General features: G+C 40.1%; 14 protein-coding genes. 7 read left to right on the top strand and 7 right to left on the bottom strand.

The window, feature by feature from the left end; genetic code table 11:
* Positions 1-16 precede the first annotated feature (16 nt).
* Entirely contained in the window at positions 17-1,144 is a 1,128-nt protein-coding gene (dprA, locus tag MMP60_RS13185; RefSeq protein ID WP_241336806.1) for a DNA-processing protein DprA, read from the bottom strand.
* Positions 1,145-1,157: 13 nt separating this feature from the next.
* Positions 1,158-2,309 (bottom strand): LysM peptidoglycan-binding domain-containing protein, encoded by a 1,152-nt coding sequence (locus MMP60_RS13180; protein WP_241336805.1) that lies wholly within the window; start codon positions 2,307-2,309, stop codon positions 1,158-1,160.
* Positions 2,310-2,429: 120 nt separating this feature from the next.
* On the opposite strand from MMP60_RS13180, the gene def reads away from it, so the two are divergent.
* The 3 genes from def to MMP60_RS13165 all read left to right on the top strand — a co-directional run bounded on the left by def (position 2,430) and on the right by MMP60_RS13165 (position 5,588).
* Positions 2,430-2,960 (top strand): peptide deformylase, encoded by a 531-nt coding sequence (gene def / locus MMP60_RS13175; RefSeq protein WP_018678441.1) that lies wholly within the window; start codon positions 2,430-2,432, stop codon positions 2,958-2,960.
* A 23-nt stretch (positions 2,961-2,983) separates the two neighbouring features.
* On the top strand, positions 2,984-3,421 hold the full coding sequence (locus tag MMP60_RS13170; protein ID WP_241336803.1) for a DUF2946 family protein: 438 nt from the start codon (positions 2,984-2,986) through the stop codon (positions 3,419-3,421).
* A 73-nt stretch (positions 3,422-3,494) separates the two neighbouring features.
* Positions 3,495-5,588, top strand: a complete 2,094-nt coding sequence (locus MMP60_RS13165) for a TonB-dependent copper receptor (RefSeq protein ID WP_241336801.1) — start codon at positions 3,495-3,497, stop codon at positions 5,586-5,588.
* A 47-nt stretch (positions 5,589-5,635) separates the two neighbouring features.
* Here the strand turns inward: MMP60_RS13165 and MMP60_RS13160 are convergent, their stop codons facing one another.
* The 4 genes from MMP60_RS13160 to MMP60_RS13145 all read right to left on the bottom strand — a co-directional run bounded on the left by MMP60_RS13160 (position 5,636) and on the right by MMP60_RS13145 (position 11,863).
* The gene (locus MMP60_RS13160) at positions 5,636-6,394 is read right to left on the bottom strand and encodes a hypothetical protein (RefSeq protein WP_241336800.1); all 759 of its coding nucleotides are present in this window, start codon (positions 6,392-6,394) and stop codon (positions 5,636-5,638) included.
* A 373-nt stretch (positions 6,395-6,767) separates the two neighbouring features.
* Positions 6,768-7,490 carry a sterol desaturase family protein gene (locus tag MMP60_RS13155; RefSeq protein WP_241336799.1) on the bottom strand — a complete coding sequence of 241 codons (723 nt, stop codon included), beginning with the start codon at positions 7,488-7,490 and terminating at the stop codon, positions 6,768-6,770.
* An 89-nt stretch (positions 7,491-7,579) separates the two neighbouring features.
* On the bottom strand, positions 7,580-8,329 hold the full coding sequence (locus MMP60_RS13150; RefSeq protein ID WP_241336798.1) for a LuxR C-terminal-related transcriptional regulator: 750 nt from the start codon (positions 8,327-8,329) through the stop codon (positions 7,580-7,582).
* Between the two features lie 39 nt (positions 8,330-8,368).
* Entirely contained in the window at positions 8,369-11,863 is a 3,495-nt protein-coding gene (locus MMP60_RS13145; RefSeq protein WP_241336940.1) for a PAS domain-containing hybrid sensor histidine kinase/response regulator, read from the bottom strand.
* Between the two features lie 185 nt (positions 11,864-12,048).
* Between MMP60_RS13145 and MMP60_RS13140 the strand changes: the two genes are divergently transcribed.
* Entirely contained in the window at positions 12,049-12,381 is a 333-nt protein-coding gene (locus MMP60_RS13140) for a DUF485 domain-containing protein (protein ID WP_241336796.1), read from the top strand.
* Position 12,382: 1 nt separating this feature from the next.
* On the top strand, positions 12,383-14,098 hold the full coding sequence (locus MMP60_RS13135) for a cation acetate symporter (RefSeq protein WP_241336939.1): 1,716 nt from the start codon (positions 12,383-12,385) through the stop codon (positions 14,096-14,098).
* A gap of 49 nt (positions 14,099-14,147) precedes the next feature.
* Here the strand turns inward: MMP60_RS13135 and MMP60_RS13130 are convergent, their stop codons facing one another.
* Entirely contained in the window at positions 14,148-15,356 is a 1,209-nt protein-coding gene (locus MMP60_RS13130) for an oxygenase MpaB family protein (protein WP_241336794.1), read from the bottom strand.
* Between the two features lie 85 nt (positions 15,357-15,441).
* Here MMP60_RS13130 and MMP60_RS13125 point away from each other — a divergent pair, with 85 nt between their 5' ends.
* Together MMP60_RS13125 and betT are read left to right on the top strand one after the other, a co-directional pair.
* A complete protein-coding gene (locus tag MMP60_RS13125; RefSeq protein ID WP_241336792.1) occupies positions 15,442-16,038 on the top strand; it encodes a TetR/AcrR family transcriptional regulator in 597 nt (198 codons plus the stop codon).
* A 309-nt stretch (positions 16,039-16,347) separates the two neighbouring features.
* Positions 16,348-18,324: a choline BCCT transporter BetT gene (gene betT, locus MMP60_RS13120; protein ID WP_241336791.1), complete on the top strand. Its 1,977-nt coding sequence runs from the start codon at positions 16,348-16,350 to the stop codon at positions 18,322-18,324.
* Positions 18,325-18,853: the final 529 nt, after the last annotated feature.

Here is an 18,853-nt window from a genome sequence, read left to right as displayed (position 1 = left end):
GGGAGATGTGACTAGTTTAAAGCATTGGGCGACAACGTAAATAGCATCCTGCTTGTTGCATGCAAAGACCGAGTAATTCAAGCTCCATTAACTGTGCTGTGAGTTCGGAAATGGAAGTCTGATAACGTTGGGCGAGCTGATCTAAGTCTTGACCGACCCAATCTAACAGTTGATATAACGCAATTAAATGCGTTGGAATACAGGCAGGGACAGCCAACGCCTCTTCAGGTTGTTTTTGTGCTTGCCACTGTGTAGGTAAAGCCAAGTCTTCAATGACTTGTTCAGGATGATCGACCAAGGTTGCACCTTCACGAATTAACTGGTGACAGCCTTGATGATGCTCACTATAAATGTGCCCTGGAATAGCAAATACCATTTTTCCTTGATTTGCTGCCTCATTTGCGGTTATGAGTGAGCCACTCTTTAATGCCGCTTCTACAACCACAACGCCAAGGCTTAAACCACTGACAATACGATTACGACGTGGAAAATGCTGTTGCAAAGGCATTGTCGTCGGGAGAAACTCGGTGACAATAGCACCTGATTGAGTAATCTGTTGTGCAAGTTTGATGTTCTGCGAAGGATAAACTGTATCTAAACCTGTTCCTGTCACAGCGATTGTTCGATGATGGGCTAAGCCGCCACGATGGGCTGCTTCATCAATTCCATGCGCTAAACCACTGCTGATGTAAAATCCTTTTTCACTTAAATAATAAGCAAAATCATAGGCAACCTGTCTCCCGTGAGGACTCGGTTTACGACTGCCAACCATGGCAATTTGAGGTTGTAATAATGCTTGAGCCTGACCTTGCCCAAATAAAATTGGAGGGTGATCTGGATAGGGTAAGAGCTGAGTAGGGTAGCCGATATCTTCGGGCGTTAAAATAAAATCGCTATGCTGACAAATCAAGTGAATCAGTTGTTCAAATTTTTGTTGTCCTTGAGCGGTTTGAAATTCTTGTAAACGTTTTAAATGATTGGCATGTAAGCCAAGCTGTGACCATTCTGCCAAATGATGCTTTTGGGTTGCTTGTTCGCAGCTGCCAAAGTGTTGTTGAATTTTTTGAAAACTAGAAAATGAGTGTTGAACCAAGTACCACACCAACACAGTATGATAATGATGGCGCGATAGCTGATTCAACATTTCTAATTAGAGCTTAGTTATCAAGACGAGGTGGCTTGATATTCGAACCAAGTTTAATTGGTAACTCGCTCTCTAACACATAAGCGTAGCTGATACGGTCAAAACTCTTGAAGATCATGATGCTACCAACATATTGCCCTGGTAATTTCACATTTTCTTTGGTTTTTGGATCACGTACGGTTTCGCCATCTTGGTAAGCACTAAAGACTTGTCCGATTTCAATCCCATCCGTTGTACCACGATCAATGGTGACAACACCATTTTTTGCTGCTGTACCTAAAGATCCCATCGCACGGATGATTTTACCACCATCTTTCACCTGATTTGGTTCAGTTGGGTAGAATAAAGTAGGTAACATCGCGTCTTGTTCAAGCATAACACGGTCGCCACGACGCACTTCACCCGTATAGCTATCAGTTAACTCAAAGGTGGTAATATCATTTTCATTGGTAATTGCGACACCAGCAGCAACTTGAGTCAGTTCAATACCAAGAGTTTGTTTTTTACCTTTTTCATCTAGCGCGATATATGGTTCGCCTTCACGGAATACACCGTAACGTTGACCATTCTCAATACCTTGACCACGAACATAAATGTTCTGACCTTTACCAGCCAACACACGATTATCTGCTGTACCCAATACATATGGGGTATTTGCAATCGCATTCGCTGGAAGAACAGAGGTACGTTCTAACCATTGTTGAATATGTGCCAGTGGAATTACAGGAACACTATTATTGAGCGCCTCAATACGAACTTTTGGACGTAAAGTAGATCCACTGCCAGAGTAACGGCGAATGATACCGTCACAACCATCGCCTTCATCTTTACCAACGAGTGGTTTACCGTTCAAACTACAAAGTAGCAAGCGATCACCTGGATAAATCCAATGTGGATTTTTCACATGTTTATTGCTTGCCCAGATTTCAGGCCAGCGCCAAGGCTTGCTTAAAAATTTGCCTGAAATATCCCAAAGCGTATCGCCTTTTTTCACCACATAGACATGTGGCGCACCTGTTTTTACAGATGGTGGCGTTGCATTAGGGCTTGCCGCATGAGTAAGGTTTATGCTCATGCCTAATCCTGCACAAATTGCAGCAGCAATCAGTTGTTTTTTTAACCCCAAGGCATGAAATGATGGTATGCCGTTTAAAACCTTTTTCATTATCATAATTCCTAAAAATTATGTGTGTAGTTGCGTTATAATAACGACTTTACACACAATTTTTTGATCAAGCATTCCCTTCAGTTGGTTTTCTGATCAATGGCATAAATGAGGAACGGTATGGCCTTATTACCTATTTTAAGTTTTCCTGATCCCCGTCTTCGTACCATTGCTAAGCCAGTCGAAGAAGTCACTGATGATATTCGTCAGCTTGCAGCAGATATGTTTGAAACCATGTACGAGGCACCGGGTATAGGTTTAGCGGCAACTCAGGTTGATCATCATATTCAGCTTATTGTTATGGACATCTCTGAAGAGAAAAACCAACCGATGGTGTTCATTAACCCCAAAGTCACTCCACTGACCGTAGAGACACAGCCATATGAAGAAGGCTGTCTCTCTGTGCCTCAAATATACGATAAAGTTGCGCGTCCGTCACGTGTAAAAATCGAGGCAATTAACCTTGAAGGTCAAGCATTTGAATTAGAAGCTGACGAACTTCTCGCAGTTTGTATCCAACATGAAATGGATCACTTAAATGGAAAGCTGTTTGTGGACTATTTATCGCCATTAAAACGTCAGCGTGCGCGTGAGAAAGTTGAGAAAGTTGTGCGTCAACGTGACAAAGAAAAAGTTGCGGTCAAACGTTAAGAAATTATATTAGGTCTGTTTAAATGCCTTTATTGTTTCGTGGTGGTTTAATGCTTGCATTCATCGCAGTCTGTTTACAGATTGCGGTGTTCTTGCAGCCGTTGCTACCAAAGCAATATCAAATTTCACCCGTCTGTGAAACCATTACGCAAGCCTTATTGTTACCGAAATTAAAAGCCGTGCAAGTTCATGCACAGCATCACATGCATCATCATGCCCATCAGCTTGAGCAAGCTCAAGTCTCGATGCCGCAACATGATCACCATGATCCAAATCACCAATGTCAGTATTGTACGGTTTATGCCAACTTGGTTTTACCGCCTGAATTGGGTGTGAACGAAGTCTTGGTTCGTATACAAGTCCGTTTAGTTGCTTATCAACAGGCATTTAAGCATGTTTATTTTGCACTGCAACGGCTGTTTTTATTGCCTCAAGGGCGAGCCCCGCCACTCTTTGTATAAATTAAAACGTCAATTTCATTAGGGTTTTCAAAACTCTAGCCTAGTTTTACTTATGTTTTAAGAGAGACCAATCATGGCTCAACCTAAATTTTTATTACAACCCCTCACGGTTGCGATTCTTGCTGCTTCAAATACCACACTCTTGTGGGCAAATACGAACATTCAGTCGGAACAACACACACCTGTTGTGCTAGCACCAATTGTTGTTACGGCGCAACAACCAAATGATGCAAATGGTTTGATTGTACATAGTGATCCTAAACAACCGATTCAGCCTGTTCCTGCAACAGATGGCGCGGACTATTTACAAAGCATTATGGGATTTAATGCGATTAAAAATGGGGGAACCAATGGCGATGTCACATTTCGCGGCATGTTTGGTTCGCGGATTAAAATTCTGACCGATGGCACAGAAAATCTAGGTGCATGTCCAGCACGGATGGATGCACCGACATCTTATATTCAGCCTGAAAGCTTTGACAAAATTACGGTGATTAAAGGGCCTCAAACTGTTCAATATGCCAATACAGGCTCAGCAGCAACGGTCATTTTTGAACGTGAACCTGAAAAACTCTCTCAAGAAAAGCCTTATCGTGGGCAAGCCAGTGTGGTTGTTGGGTCTTATGGACGTTTGGATCATAATATTGAAGCAGCAATTGGCGATGAACATAAATATGCACGTTTGAATGCAAATCGTTCTATTGCTGATGATTATAAGGATGGTAATGAACAATCCATTCACTCGAATTGGGAGCGTTGGAATGCTGATCTCGCTCTAGGTTGGAAGCCAACAGATGATTCTTGGTTAGAATTGCGTGCAGGTAAAGGTGATGGTGAAGCTGCCTACGCTGGACGTACCATGGATGGTTCGCAATTTAAACGTGAAAGCCTTGCTCTACATGCTGAACAGAAAAATATTACAGAGGTGATCCAAAAAGTTGAAGCCCAAGTGGACTACAGCTATAACGATCATGTGATGGATAATTTTAGTTTACGTACACCACCAATGACGACGATGAAAATGCACGGCATGGACATGACTGTGCCTGACAAAATGTCGATGCGTGTTGATCGCCGTACCTTAAACACACGTTTAGCGGTAACGACAGATTGGGATAAGTTTAGCGTCATTTCAGGTGTTGATACGCAACAAAATAAACATGGCGGTGATATGGTCATGTATGCCATGCCATCAATGAGTTCACCTTATGCTGAGGATTTGAAGTTCCGGTCTTATGGCGCATTTAGTGAGTGGACTTATGCATTTAGTCCAGATCAGAAATTAGTTGCAGGTGCGCGTGTTGATCAAGTGAAGATTGATAATCTTGAAGATGGAAGCAATCGTAAAGAGACAGTACCAAGTGGTTTTATCCGTATCGAGAAGACTTTACCTGAACATGGTTTAAAAACTTATGCAGGCGTAGGTTATGTAGAAAGAACTCCTGATTTCTGGGAGTTGTATAGCACGTCGACAGATCGTGGTGTGGGTACAATGGATATGATGGGAATGACAACCTATCGTATGGTTGATAATTTAAACAACCTCAAAAATGAACGTACGGCACAATTCGATTTCGGTTTCCAAGCTGAACATGGTGCTTGGAATGGATGGGCTTCTGCTTATGCGGGCTTAATCAAAGATTTTATTTTGTTGGAATATAATACGCCAACCAAGAGACGGCCATTAGCACGTAATGTTGATGCAACGATTGTAGGTGCTGAAGCTGGTTTAGGTTATCAATTGACTGATCATTTCCAAACGGATATTTCAGCAATGTATGCATGGGGAAAAAATACCTCTGATGGTCGAGCTTTACCACAAATTGCACCTTTGGAAGGACGACTTAATCTACGTTATGTCGATGAAAAATATAGCCTAGGATTATTGTGGCGCGCAGTTGCAAAACAAAATCGTATTAGTTTGAATGAAGGTAATGTGGTCGGCTATGACATGAATGAAAGTAAAGCATTCAATACGTTAGCTGTGAATGGAACTTATAAGTTGACAGACGCCGTTGATGTGTCGGTTGGTGTCGATAATGTTCTGAATAAAGCCTATACCGAACATTTAAATAAAGCGGGTGCTTCGATGTTTGGTTATGCCGCAAGTGAGCAGTTTAATAATATTGGGCGTAATTACTGGATGCGGATGAGCATGAAGTTCTAGTAGACAATAAAAACAAGGTGGTAAGTTCCACCTTGTTTTTTATAAAATTAAGCCAAGCAGTCTTGTTTCGGCATTAAGCTATCGCAGTACAAAGGGTTGAGCGCACATTGCAAATCATCAATTTGTTCTTGGGTCACATAGCCTTTTGACTTGAGATACTCAGCAACACGGTCATCACGTAAACTTAAAAAAGCAGCGTCATAAACGCCTAAATCGACAAACAAAGCCGCAGTTTCCAGACTATTAAAATGATCTAAGAACACATCGTTTTCATGCATTAGGAAAATATGATCGAGCATTCCATTTACATCGACTCTTAAACGTTGGGCAAGTTGAGCAGGGCGTGTTTTGATAAAGAGTAAATCTGAAAGTTCGTCAAATTGTGTTTTATCCAGTTGACTTTCTCCACCCTTCACATGACCGAGCCATGCTTTGAATACCAATACTGCACCACCACGAAGTAGCATGCTCCACATATGATGACGTGTCTCATGATCAAGATGTGCCGATTCTGCTTCAAGTACATCTAAGAATTTTTGTTCTTGTTGTGCTAATTTTTCAAATAAACCTAAACCTTGTGGTTGATAAGCTGTTGGTGTGAAAACATCAAAATTAAGCTCATGGAAAACATTGAGTGCCAAAGGAACAGCAGCTTGATAAATGGTATTTAAAGCATTTAGGTGCGTATCATCTAAGTTGCTTTGTACAAAAATATTTTGCCAGTTGAGTTGTGGTAATAGAGCATTAGCGCTGTATTGACGGAAAAATTGTTGTGAAGTATCAGAGCTAAGAGAGCTACTATTCATGATCAATGTCCTTTTATATGGTTTAGTGTTAGAAACCTAAAAAGGAAGATGAATAGGTTTCTATTGATGTAATCAATTTATGCGTGATTCAGAAAACAAGTAGAATACGACTAAAGTTGTAGATGTGATTTTCATGGTGAAATTTAGCAATAAAAACAATACCTTAATTAATTGTAAGTAAGTGTACGAACGTTCACTAATGTAAGTGAACGTTTTTGCCATAGTCAAAAAAATATTTGAGCACTTTGGTCAATTTATTTCTAATTAACATCTAGTTTTGTGATGATTTTTGCCTATGCTTAAAAATATTTTGCAAATTTATAAAAAATATCATCTTTACACGGATATATTCAAAGCAAGTAAAATCAGCTGATCATTTTTTCTTATGAATATCTTTAAACTTTAACATATCGATCAGTTGCTCTTCTTTCTGTGGTGTGAATCCACATGTTTTTGTCCATTCTTTGGGATTTTCATAAGTGCCAAATAACATATCCCACCAAGTAATATCACCATAGTTATTTTTATGCCGATTATATTGATGATGGATGCGGTGCATTTCTGGGCGCTGAAAAATGAACCCAACCCAACGTGGTGTTTTAATATTGGTATGATAAAAAAACTCACCGATCGCCGTCAGAAAAGTATAAATTGCACCTGCTTCTAAAGATAAACCTAAAAAAGTATAGACTAATAAACTACCAATAATGGAGTTGACGATCATTTCGAGAGGGTGTTTATAAAAGGAAGTAATCACTTCTAAACGCTGTGGACTGTGGTGAATTTGATGAAACATTCGCCAAAGAAAATCACTCTCATGTCGCCAACGATGCCACCAATAGAACAGAAACGTTGCGATAAAGTAAGCAATAAATCCACCCAGAGTATTTGAAACATAATCTGATAATTGGAAAATTGACCATGCAGAGAACCAATGTTCCCAAGTCACCCCAGCAAGAAGTACAACGCCAAGTTGAGCGATATTAATCAAGACAACCCTGACCCACCAAGTACGAACTTTAGGTAAAACCCAGCCAGTTTTTAAACGTTCAATAAGAAAACAGAAAATAAAAATGATAAAAATAGTGACCAACATTTGAATATTTTTTGATTATGGAGATGACTTCATTTAAAGCAGAATAAGTGCATAACACAATAGACCAAATGGGCTATTTCCTCACAATACTAATCATTTATTTGTACACTGGAATACGATTCTATTTTTGCTAAAACCTCTGATCTTGTGGCTACATTGAGTTTTCTGAAAAGCTGTACGGTCTGATGCTTAATCGTGGATGGACTCTTTTGTAGTAATTGTGCGATTTCTTTATTGGATTTTCCTTGTTTAATAAAATCAACCAATTGCCATTCTCTAGGTGTTAGTTTTTGGATGCTGTTATATGTTGAGTGATATTGCCATTTCAGCCCTTTGGCTAAAATAAGGTGTAAATAAGGCATATATATTTTCAGTAAAAAATTTGCTTTTTCTTCGTCAATGCGGCATTGCCTGAAACTAAAATAACTTGAAAATTTCCCAGATAAATCCCGTTGCCCATGTATTAACATGGGACATAAATCAAAGTGTTGAATTTCGAATTTTTCGTTATCTGATAAAATATGATCAAAATTATTTTGATGAATAAATAGAGGTTGTTGATGCTCTAACCAGTAAGCTAGAAGTGAACGCTTTTCTACAGAAGTTACTGTTTCGATTTGTTTTAGAAATGCCTCGGGATAGTTGGTTGATATTATTTTTCCAATTTTGATTCGGGTAAATTCGATTTCTCCTACGCCTGCAATCAAGCTTTCATAACCAAAAATTGGTTTTAGATAATTTTCAAATAATTCATTGATCTGATCTGCTCCAAAATTCTCAGTTGTATATGCACTTATTAGGGCAAATAGGCAATCTTGCTCGATAGGTTGTAATTGCATAAATATCCTAAGTTCTAGATTGTTTAGCTCAGCTCAATGTTAAGACATCGGCATAATTTTTAAACCAGAAAGCCATGCACGTAAACCCGCAGGTTTGAGTGGTTTTTTTAGCAGCACAATATTTTGTTGTTTCAAGTATTGAGGTAATTCAGGATCAGAATCGGCTGTAATCAGCGCAACTGGAGTATGTGCTGGTCGATATTGTTCAATAAAATCCAAGCCGCGTTGATCATGATTTAAATGCTGATCAATCAACCAAACTTGAATATCTTCTTGTTCAATCAATTTAAGCGCTTCTGCTGGTTCGGTTGCTGTGAAAATCTGATAGCCCCATTTACTGAGTAAGGTTCGCATGCCTTCGAGAATGGTTTCATCATTGTCTAAACACAGCACTTTATAGGCAGTATGCTGAAGTGCTGTAATTTGCGGCAGAGATGTTTGAACTTTGGGTGCATCAACCAAAGGCACTTCAATCATAAAACAAGAACCTTTACCTAACTCTGAATACACATGCACAGGGAAATCGAGCAGGCTCGTCATACGTTGCACAATTGCGAGACCAAGCCCAAGACCTTGTTCACCCCAAGGAGATGTATGCCCACAACGCTCAAATTCTTGGAATAATTTGACCCGTTGTTGTTCATGAATGCCAGGTCCTGTATCCCAGACACCAATCCGAATATGTTTGGGGCGTTGTGCAGAACGTAAGACACCAACGATCACACGACCTTGTGCGGTATAACGTAATGCATTGCTCACAAAGTTTTGAATGATCCGTCGCATCCATTGTGGGTCGGTATCAATCCAAAATTGGGTATCATGTACAGTGAATTGAATATTACGTTGCGCAGCAATTGATTTAAATTGCAATTCAAGATCATTTAATAGGTCATGTAATGAATAGGCTTGGCGTTTTGGTTGGATCGTTCCACCTTCTAAACGAGCAATATCCAACAGCGCGGAGAGCATACTTTCTGCACCATAGAGTGCGCGATCTAGTTGCTGTAACGTTTGCTGGTCTTCATTGGAATGTACGCTTTGTTCTAATGCAGTACTAAATAAACGAGCAGCGTGCATAGGTTGGAGTAAATCGTGACTGGCTGCTGCCAAAAAGCGACTTTTAGATTGATTGGCTTTGTCTGCTTGTTCACGTGCAAGCTGTTGTTCAGTCAGCGCATTTGCGAGCTGTTGCGTTCGATCACTGACTCTTTCTTCAAGAATGGCTTCATTTTCACGGAACGCCGTAATATCTGCAAAGGTCGTGACAAAGCCACCACCTTCGATTGGATTACCGCGCATTTGGATGACGAGTCCATCTTTACGAATACGTTCAAACTCATGGGCGCTACCGACTTTCATCCAATGGATTCGTTTACGGACATGTTCTTCAACAGAGCCTGGTCCACATTCACCACGTTCTGCGTTATATCGAATCAAATCTGCAATTGGGCAACCGACATAAACAAGATCTTTTGGATAATCAAATAGTTTGAGATATTGATTATTCCATGCGACCAAACACATATTTTTATCAACGACACTAACGCCTTGTGTCATGTGGTCGATCATGGTCATCAGGAGATTTTGGTTAAAGCGTTGCCATTGTGAAGCTTGATCGAGAATGTTAGCAACCTGCCCAAGCGCTAAACCATTATTAATCATGGCAGTGGTAAGTAGGGTACGCGCTGAGGCAGCACCAATGATGCCTGCCAAGTATTGTTCAGTGAAGCGCCACCACATGCCATTTGCAACATGATTTTCGTTTAGCATCACATGATTTTGTTCACAAAATTGTTGGAATGCTTGAGTCGTTGGTCGATCACCAGTAATGCGTTTAGCCAAAGCCAATAAATCCCCAACTTTGAGGCGTGCTGCATTTTGCGGTAAATCAGTGAGATCAATGGTGGTTTGTGTAGAGGGTAATGGTTTGCTTTCATAATAAAAAAAGCTTTCGGCTTGAATTTGTTCCGCAACACTCGGGCGATAAAGACGAGAGCCCCAAATATAGCAAATAATATTGAGTCCTAAAGACCACATCACCCCATGCGTCAATGGAGCAAAGGACTCAAAACCGAGTAAAGCTTCAGGGCGCAAGCTATTGATATCAAATGGCCCGAATAACAATAAATGTTGTGCAAAGGTTTGATATTGCTCAGGCAGGCTACGTAACATGGTTGGAAAGAGCAGTGTATAACTCCACATCACGAAACCAATAATTAGACCTGCATAGACACCCTGACGGCTTGCACCACGCCAATATAAACCGCCGATCAGTGCAGGTGAAAATTGGGCAACGGCGCTAAAAGCCAATAAGCCAAACACTGAAAGCTGGTTAATATCGTTAAAAAAATGAAAAAATAGAAAACCAAGTAACATCACACTGACAATGCTGATCCGACGAGTGAGTTTGAGTACTTTTGGTAATTGCTGATCGTGTCGAGAGATAATCTTAAAGTGCCACAGAGCGGGCATAATTAAGTCATTACTGAGCATGATCGAGAGTGCGACAGAGGCGACTAATAACATGCCTGTTGATGCAGAAAAGCCACCTAAAAATGCCAGTAATGCTAGCCAATCTTGTTGATAGCTGAGTGGTAAGGCCAATACAGCAATATCAGGTGTACCTAGTGATTCAGGTAAGGAATGTAATGCCCAACTGGCAATTGGAATAATCGCCATAATGGTCAAAATCAAATACGCCGCAAACCAGCGTCTTGCGCCACGAATATGTTTTTCATCACGTAATTCGACCACAGCAACATGGAATTGCCGAGGTAAACAGATCATTGCCAGTGCAGCTAAAAGTGTTTGAACCCAGAAGGTTTCAGGTACACCAAGTTGTTGTAAGTCATGAAAATGTTGCGTGACATCATTACTGACCTGTTTGATATTTTCAGGAGACTGGAATAAGAAAAAAACAGCGACACTGAGTAAAGCAAACAGTTTGACAAAAGATTCAAATGCGACTGCTAGCATCAAACCGCCATGTTGTTCGGTATGTGCAATATGCCGGGTACCAAAAATCATGGCTAAAATTGCCAGTACCGCCGTGAGCAACAACACGCTATTGGTGGTGGTATGGACGTGTGCATTTTGTTCAAGAATGACTGAAGCACTGAGTGCGATCGCACGTAATTGCAGCGCGAGATAGGGCACAATTGCAATCACGGCAAGAATGGTGACTAGTGCAGCTAAACTGCCACTTTTGCCATAGCGAGCAGCAACAAAATCGGCAATTGACGAAATCGCATGGTGCTGTCGAATCCGACCCAAACGTTTCCAAATATCGTAACCAAACCAGATAAACAGCAACGGACCTAGATAGATCGGGAGGAAAATAATCCCTTCACGGACGGCTGCACCCGTTGCGCCATAAAATGTCCAAGATGAGCAATATACGCCTAAAGTTAGGCTGAACATTAACATACGACCACGTGTGCTTAAGCGGCTGGCGTGTTTTTCTCCAAAAAAAGCACAACCGAATAACAGCACGATATACAGGGCAAGTACCCCAATAATAAGCCAATTGTTCATATTGCTCACGTGATCAAACTCCATTTTCTATCATACCCGAAGCATAAGAAGGGCAATGAGCAGAGATTTGTATTTAGAGACCAAAGTCTAAGTTACGAGTCAAGCATAATCTTGTTAATTTAAATAATGAAAAATCCCTAGTACAAAAGGGGTCCACGGTTGGACACAAAAATAAGGAGTTAATGATGGATGACTCACAGGTAGATCGCATTCTACACAATCCAAAGTTTCAAGAAATGGTCAGCAAAAAACGTACATTAAGTTGGACATTAACAGCAATCATGTTGTTTATCTATGTCGGATTTATGCTTTTAGTTGGCTATAACAAAGAGTTCCTAGCAAGTTCGTTTAGTGGTGGTGTAACCACATGGGGCATGCCCCTTGGTTTAGGCATTATCGTGTTGTCATTTTTATTATGTGGCGTGTATTCATATATTGCCAATAATACACTTGATCAGCTCAATGAAGAAGCGCTCAAGGAAGTTGAGGCAATCACACATGAAAAAGGGATGCACTGAGATGAAAGGGACATCATTCAAGGCGAAGCTGTTCGCATTTGCAAGTCTGTGTTGTTCTCATGCTGCGTTTGCAGGCCCTGATTTAGGTGCAGCAGAGCAACAAGCAACCAACTGGCATGCAATCATCATGTTTACCATTTTTGTTGGTTTCACTTTGTTTATTACCAAGTGGGCAGCAAAACAAACCACAAGCACTGCAGATTTCTATACCGCAGGTGGTGGTATTAGTGGTTTCCAAAATGGTTTAGCGATTGCAGGTGACTATATGTCAGCCGCATCGTTCTTAGGTATTTCCGCACTTGTGTTTAGTTCAGGCTTTGATGGTTTGCTCTATTCACTTGGGTTTATGGTTGGTTGGCCAATCGTACTTTTCCTTGTTGCTGAGCGTTTACGTAACTTGGGTAAATACAATCTTTCGGATGTAGTTTCATTCCGTTTGGAAGAAAAGCCAGTTCGTACCCTAGCTGCATTAAGTTCTTTGGTTGTTGTTGCGTTCTATCTCATTGCTCAGATGGTGGGTGCAGGTCAGTTAATCAAATTACTTTTTGGTCTGAACTATAATATTGCAGTTGTAATCGTCGGTTTATTGATGATGGCATACGTAATTTTTGGTGGTATGTTGGCAACAACATGGGTGCAAATCATTAAAGCGGTGATGTTGCTCAGTGGCGCAACTTTCATGGCATTTATGGTGATGAAAGAGGTTGGTTTTAGCTTCACCAATATGTTTAATCAAGCAATTGGTATGTATAGCCAATCTCACAGCATTAGCTGGGATGAAGCTGCAAAAATCATGGGGCCTGGTAAATTGGCTGCAAACCCAATTGATGCATTGTCACTTGGTTTAGCATTGATGTTTGGTACTGCGGGCTTACCACATATCTTAATGCGCTTCTTTACGGTTAAAGATGCAAAAGAAGCACGTAAATCAGTTGTTGTTGCAACAGGCTTTATTGGTTACTTCTATCTATTAACCTTCATCATTGGTTTCGGTGCGATCCTATACGTTTCAAACAACCCTCAATTCCTTGATGTTGCGAAAGCAGCGGTAACAGGTAAATTAGAGTTGGTTGGTGGTAACAACATGGCTGCGGTTCACCTTAGTGATGCAGTTGGTGGTGACTTGTTCATGGGCTTCATCTCAGCGGTTGCATTCGCAACGATTCTCGCTGTAGTTGCGGGCTTAACACTTTCAGGTGCATCTGCGATTTCACATGACTTATATGCAAACGTATTCAAAAAAGGTCAAACAACGCCTCAATCTGAATTACGTATGTCAAAAATTGCGACTTTAGGTTTAGCAATCTTTGCCATGATTCTTGGTATCTTGTTTGAAAAACAAAACGTTGCGTTCATGGTTGGTTTAGCATTCTCTGTTGCATGTTGTGCAAACTTCCCAGTACTTGTATTGTCTATGTTCTGGAAAGGTTTAACGACACGCGGTGCGGTGATCGGTGGTGTTGTTGGTCTAGTGACTGCTGTGACTCTAATCATTCTGTCTAAAGCGGTTTGGGTTGATACCTTGAAACTTTCAGATACTCCAGTGAATCCATTTAATGGGCCTGCAATTTTTGCGATGCCATTATCTTTCCTTTGCTGCTGGTTCTTCTCAGTAACAGATAAAAGTGCACGTGCAGAGAAAGAGCGTAAAGCGTTCGATGCTCAGTTTGTTCGTTCACAAACAGGTATTGGTATCTCTGGTGCATCTGATCACTAAGTAGATCGAATCCTAAAATTAAAGCCCTCAACTTTGAGGGCTTTTTGTATTATTGATGCATGCTGGCGAGTTGTTGCGCTTGATTACGATAGAGTGATAAACCGATTCGTTGCAAATGCCGCCCTTTTTCTTCAAGCAGCTGATTTAATTTTGGAATATGTTTCGCACCTGTATAAAGTGCTAGATTTCGACCAATTAAATAATAAGCAAACCATGAGGCTGACTGAGGTGCTAAACCCAATTTCAGCATTTTCTTACGGCCAATAAAGAATTGGGTAATTTCGAGGTGTTGTTTATAGGCTAGTTTTTGCTGAAAAGAGCGTAGGTAACGATATTTACGTTCAAAGGGTTCTTTGGAAAGGCTAGCGCCAAGAGAAACACTGCTCTCATCAGATTGAGGATGTGCAAATTGCATCCAGTACATTAGTTTCCAGCCGTCAGCTTCATTATCCACTAACCATTTTTCTTCAACGCCCATTAACCAACCTGCATATTTCCAAAAATGTAAAAAGCTGTCGATTTCCTGCGCGTTTGGGAAAATTCCCAAAGCCCGTATACCAATCAGTACCACGCCACTAAAAGCAATATTGGTCATCGCCTGATCATATTGATTGATGGGTAGCCCCCACGTTTCGGTATCCCATTTTTCAGATTTCTGTAATTGATGGCGTACCAGTGAGTGGATAAAACGCACAAAGATCGTGGAGGTAAAGCCTTTGCTAAAACGTTCAAATCCATCTTGTTCGGTGATATCAACCCACCATTTAGTTGTTTCGGCTAAACGAGTACCTGCTTGTTTCTTTAATGCGCCTGTGAGAACCAATGGCTGATTAAAGCCTGGATACATATAGCCTGTCATTAAGGATAGATCTCTGAGGATAAAGCCATTATTAGCCCCTAAGCGATAGGTAAACTTGAGTGCCTCATCGACTTTGTTTTGATCGTACCAATTAGGTTTTTGCTCAACCAATTGAAAGAAGCAGTTGAGTTCAGGAATTTCAAGCGGCAGCTTGTCTAAACCTTCATACAGCGCCGTTTCAAAATATTTTCGATGCTGTTTGGGATTTTGTAGTATCCAAAGTAGCAGTTGATCCATCGGTGCATCACCACTTTGTAATGCGGTATTCAGTGCGAGATATTCTTGATAATTCGGCTGTACCTGCTGATGGGTCATATAACTTAAAATTTTGGTTTTAATATTGGCTTGACTCATGTCTTCAAACGCAGCCAAGCGTTTTGGTTTAGTGATGCTTTGCATTGCATAAAGCCTGTGTTTGTTATTTAATTACAGCATAATATGAATAAATATTCGCATTCAATTCGCATTTAAATTGAGGCTAAGTATGAGAAAACGACCACAGCAGCAACGCGCAAAAATGATTGTTGAAAGTATTTTGGAAGGGGCGCAGAAATGTATTTCAGAGTATGGCGTTTTACAGGTAACGACACCTAAAATTTCTGAAAAATCAGGGGTAAGCGTTGGATCGATTTATCAGTATTTCGAGAATAAAGAACAGATTGTGGCAGAGCTGTTGCTACGTAAAAGTGAGAACTTAGGGCAAGCTTTAAAACAGTTAGTGATGTTGCAACAACAAACTTCTATTCAAGACATCATCACATTAAGCATTGCTTTTGGCTTTGAATCACTAAAATCTGATCAAGGTTTTTTTATCGAAATTTTAAAAAACTGGCATGCTTATAGTGACTCCGAAGCAGCCCAAGTATTAGAAAGCCATTTTTTAGAAGTCGGTATGTACTTATTCGGGCGCTATTATCCGCATTGGGACTTTGAAACCTTAAAACATAAATCTTTTGTGATTATTAATAGTACCTTATTTACCATGATGCGCTATGCCAGTAAAAATACCTTTTTGATTGAAGAACAGCGGCTACAACAAGAGCTTTCAAAAATGATTCTTTCTTTTTTGGATACCGCTTGATGCCATGAAAAAATACTTGTGATCACATATCTTTAAAAAAAAGTAAGCACATATTAAAATACCTTTGGCTGATTGTTATTGCATATAAATATTTAATTTTCATTGAATTATCTTTGGGTTGCCCCATATTTCTCTAAGTAATTATTCAGCATCAACAATGCTGTTACAGCATTACAACTGCGGTACTTTTCATGTTTTTATATGATATTTTGAGTTCTGTATTTTCTGAACTTGCCTTTAATTCACAATGTGAATGTCTTCTTTGATCCCTAGGGTCTGTCGTTATCATTAAAAAAACATGGGGGAATTATGCCTTCCAAGCCATCTTCGCAGTTTGCGAATGTGAATCCAAACGTGTTCTTAAGCACAGTGATTGTGATTGCAATTTTTCTCGCAATTGTCATTATAGTACCGAGTTCATTTGAACTTCTCACCCAACAGTTAAAGCAATGGATTACAGATTCGTTTAGCTGGTTTTATGTTTTATCTGTTGCTGTTTTTCTGATTCTACTGATTTATATTGCCTGTTCTGCCAGTGGGAAAATTAAGTTAGGACCCGATCATAGCCAACCTGATTACAGTAATGGTTCATGGTTTGCCATGTTATTTACGGCAGGAATGGGAATTGGTCTAATGTTCTTTGGTGTTGCTGAACCTGTGATGCACTATATCAGTCCACCAAGTGGTGATCCTGAAAGTGTTGCAGCGGCTCAACAAGCATTACGCATTACTTTTTTCCATTGGGGATTACATGCATGGGCGATTTACGCCATTGTCGGATTAGCCTTAGCCTATTTTGCTTACCGACATAATCTTCCTCTAAAAACCCGTTCCGCTTTATATCCTATTATTGGCAAGAAAATTTATGGTCCTTGGGGCGACAGTATTGATACTTTCGCAACCATTGGGACGGTATTTGGTGTTGCCACGTCTTTAGGTTTTGGTGTGACTCAAATTAACTCAGGTCTACATTATCTGTTTGGCATTGAGCAAAGTAATCATGTTCAAGTCATCCTGATTATTTTTGTGAGTGCTTTAGCATCTTTATCTGTTTTTTTAGGGCTTGATAAAGGTGTAAAACGCCTCTCAGAACTGAATTTAATTTTGGCTTTAGTATTGCTCGCCTTTGTATTTATTGCGGGCCCAAGTATCTACTTGCTGCAAACGACGATTCAAAATACAGGATCGTATATTTCGAATTTATTTAGCATGACTTTCAACCTATATGCCTATCAACCCAATGGCTGGATTGGCGGTTGGACGATTCTTTATTGGGCATGGTGGATTTCATGGTCGCCGTTTGTAGGTATGTTTATTGCGCGCGTGTCACGAGGTCGAACCATCCGTGAGTTTATTGTGGGTGTGTTACTCATTCCAACAGGTTTCACCATTATCTGGATGGGGTTTTTAGGGAATGCAGCACTGTTTAGCATTATGCAAGAACATAATGTTGCCTTAATTCAAGCAGTACAAAACGATTCATCAGTGGCTTTGTTTGAATTTTTGAATCATTTACCATTTTCAGGTGTGATGAGTTTACTTGCTACGGTACTGGTGATGCTTTTCTTTGTGACCTCAGCCGATTCAGGTGCATTAGTCACAGATTATCTGACTGCTAAAACTGAAAACTCACCCACATGGCAACGATTATTCTGGACTGTGTTGATGGCAGTATTGGCAATTATTTTGCTTCTAGTCGGAGGATTATCTGCCTTACAAGCTTCAATTATTATGAGTGCCTTGCCATTTACACTGGTCATGTTATTCATGAGTTGGGGTTTGCTCAAAGCCTTAAAACTGGATGTCATCAAAATGCAAGCCATTCAAGAAGCCCGTATCACACCACGTGCCATCAATACGCCACGGAGTTGGCAACAGCGTTTAGGTTTGATCATGCATTATCCGCATACTGAAGCGGAAGTTCAGCAATATATCGACACGCAAGTTCGTAAGGCTTTTGAAAGTATTCAACGTGAATTTAAACGCCGTCACTTAGAAGTGGAAATCCGAGAGATTGAACATGGCTTACAACTGCATGTTGATCATCACCATGAAATTAACTTTACCTATAAAGTGATTTCGCATGCCACCGTTCCGCCAAGCTTTATGTTGGGACGATCAGATGAAGATGAAGCCAATTACTTTCAAGCAGAAGTGTTTTTACGAGAGGGCGGTCAAAACTATGATGTGATGGACTGGACGCAAGAAGATTTAATCCAAGACATTATTGACCAATATGAACGTCATCTTTACTTCCTGAATATTGTGAGAGGCACGACTTCTTAACGGAAGATTCTCACTGTAATCATAAAAACAACGGTTTTGAGTCAGTCAAAACCGTTGTTTTTATTTGTGGTGGTTGAAGTTTAGGCATGAATAAAATATTAGAAAGATTTTCTGGTTGGAAGGTTTGCTCAAAATAATGGCTAAATATAAAAATAAAGCTGCTTTTTTGCCGATAATTAAAACAGAATTTATATTAAGTCATTAAATTACAGGCACTTATGTTATTAAAGTTGTCTATCAAGATAATTAAATAAATTTAAACGATATAAATCAGTAATTTGAGTTGGTTGTGGTTTAAAAATAAAACAACCGACTCATTAAATTTTTAAAAGGTGTTGCGTTGGATCTGAAATCCTGTAGAATGCACATCCATCGGCGGTGATGCAGATAAAAACTTGTTGAGAAACAAGGATTTGGCTAGAAAGGTTAGATTCTTGGAATGATTGATAGGTTTTAAAAATATCGAAATTACCTGTTGACTTTAGTATAGATTAGAGTAACATAGCCGACCTAGCTTGATGATGACGAA

Origin of the sequence: Acinetobacter sp. ANC 4805, from assembly GCF_022549495.1 — a bacterium.
Classification (GTDB): domain Bacteria; phylum Pseudomonadota; class Gammaproteobacteria; order Pseudomonadales; family Moraxellaceae; genus Acinetobacter.
Note: the sequence above shows the minus strand (reverse complement) of the source record. Positions and strands in the feature narration are given on the sequence as shown.

Bases quoted from the DNA above. Each gene is read 5' to 3' on its own strand.
- dprA (WP_241336806.1), bottom strand. From the start codon at position 1,144: ATGTTGAATCAGCTATCGCGCCATCATTATCATACTGTGTTGGTGTGG.
- MMP60_RS13180 (WP_241336805.1), bottom strand. From the start codon at position 2,309: ATGAAAAAGGTTTTAAACGGCATACCATCATTTCATGCCTTGGGGTTA.
- def (WP_018678441.1), top strand. From the start codon at position 2,430: ATGGCCTTATTACCTATTTTAAGTTTTCCTGATCCCCGTCTTCGTACC.
- MMP60_RS13170 (WP_241336803.1), top strand. From the start codon at position 2,984: ATGCCTTTATTGTTTCGTGGTGGTTTAATGCTTGCATTCATCGCAGTC.
- MMP60_RS13165 (WP_241336801.1), top strand. From the start codon at position 3,495: ATGGCTCAACCTAAATTTTTATTACAACCCCTCACGGTTGCGATTCTT.
- MMP60_RS13160 (WP_241336800.1), bottom strand. From the start codon at position 6,394: ATGAATAGTAGCTCTCTTAGCTCTGATACTTCACAACAATTTTTCCGT.
- MMP60_RS13155 (WP_241336799.1), bottom strand. From the start codon at position 7,490: ATGTTGGTCACTATTTTTATCATTTTTATTTTCTGTTTTCTTATTGAA.
- MMP60_RS13150 (WP_241336798.1), bottom strand. From the start codon at position 8,329: ATGCAATTACAACCTATCGAGCAAGATTGCCTATTTGCCCTAATAAGT.
- MMP60_RS13145 (WP_241336940.1), bottom strand. From the start codon at position 11,863: ATGAACAATTGGCTTATTATTGGGGTACTTGCCCTGTATATCGTGCTG.
- MMP60_RS13140 (WP_241336796.1), top strand. From the start codon at position 12,049: ATGGATGACTCACAGGTAGATCGCATTCTACACAATCCAAAGTTTCAA.
- MMP60_RS13135 (WP_241336939.1), top strand. From the start codon at position 12,383: ATGAAAGGGACATCATTCAAGGCGAAGCTGTTCGCATTTGCAAGTCTG.
- MMP60_RS13130 (WP_241336794.1), bottom strand. From the start codon at position 15,356: ATGCAAAGCATCACTAAACCAAAACGCTTGGCTGCGTTTGAAGACATG.
- MMP60_RS13125 (WP_241336792.1), top strand. From the start codon at position 15,442: ATGAGAAAACGACCACAGCAGCAACGCGCAAAAATGATTGTTGAAAGT.
- betT (WP_241336791.1), top strand. From the start codon at position 16,348: ATGCCTTCCAAGCCATCTTCGCAGTTTGCGAATGTGAATCCAAACGTG.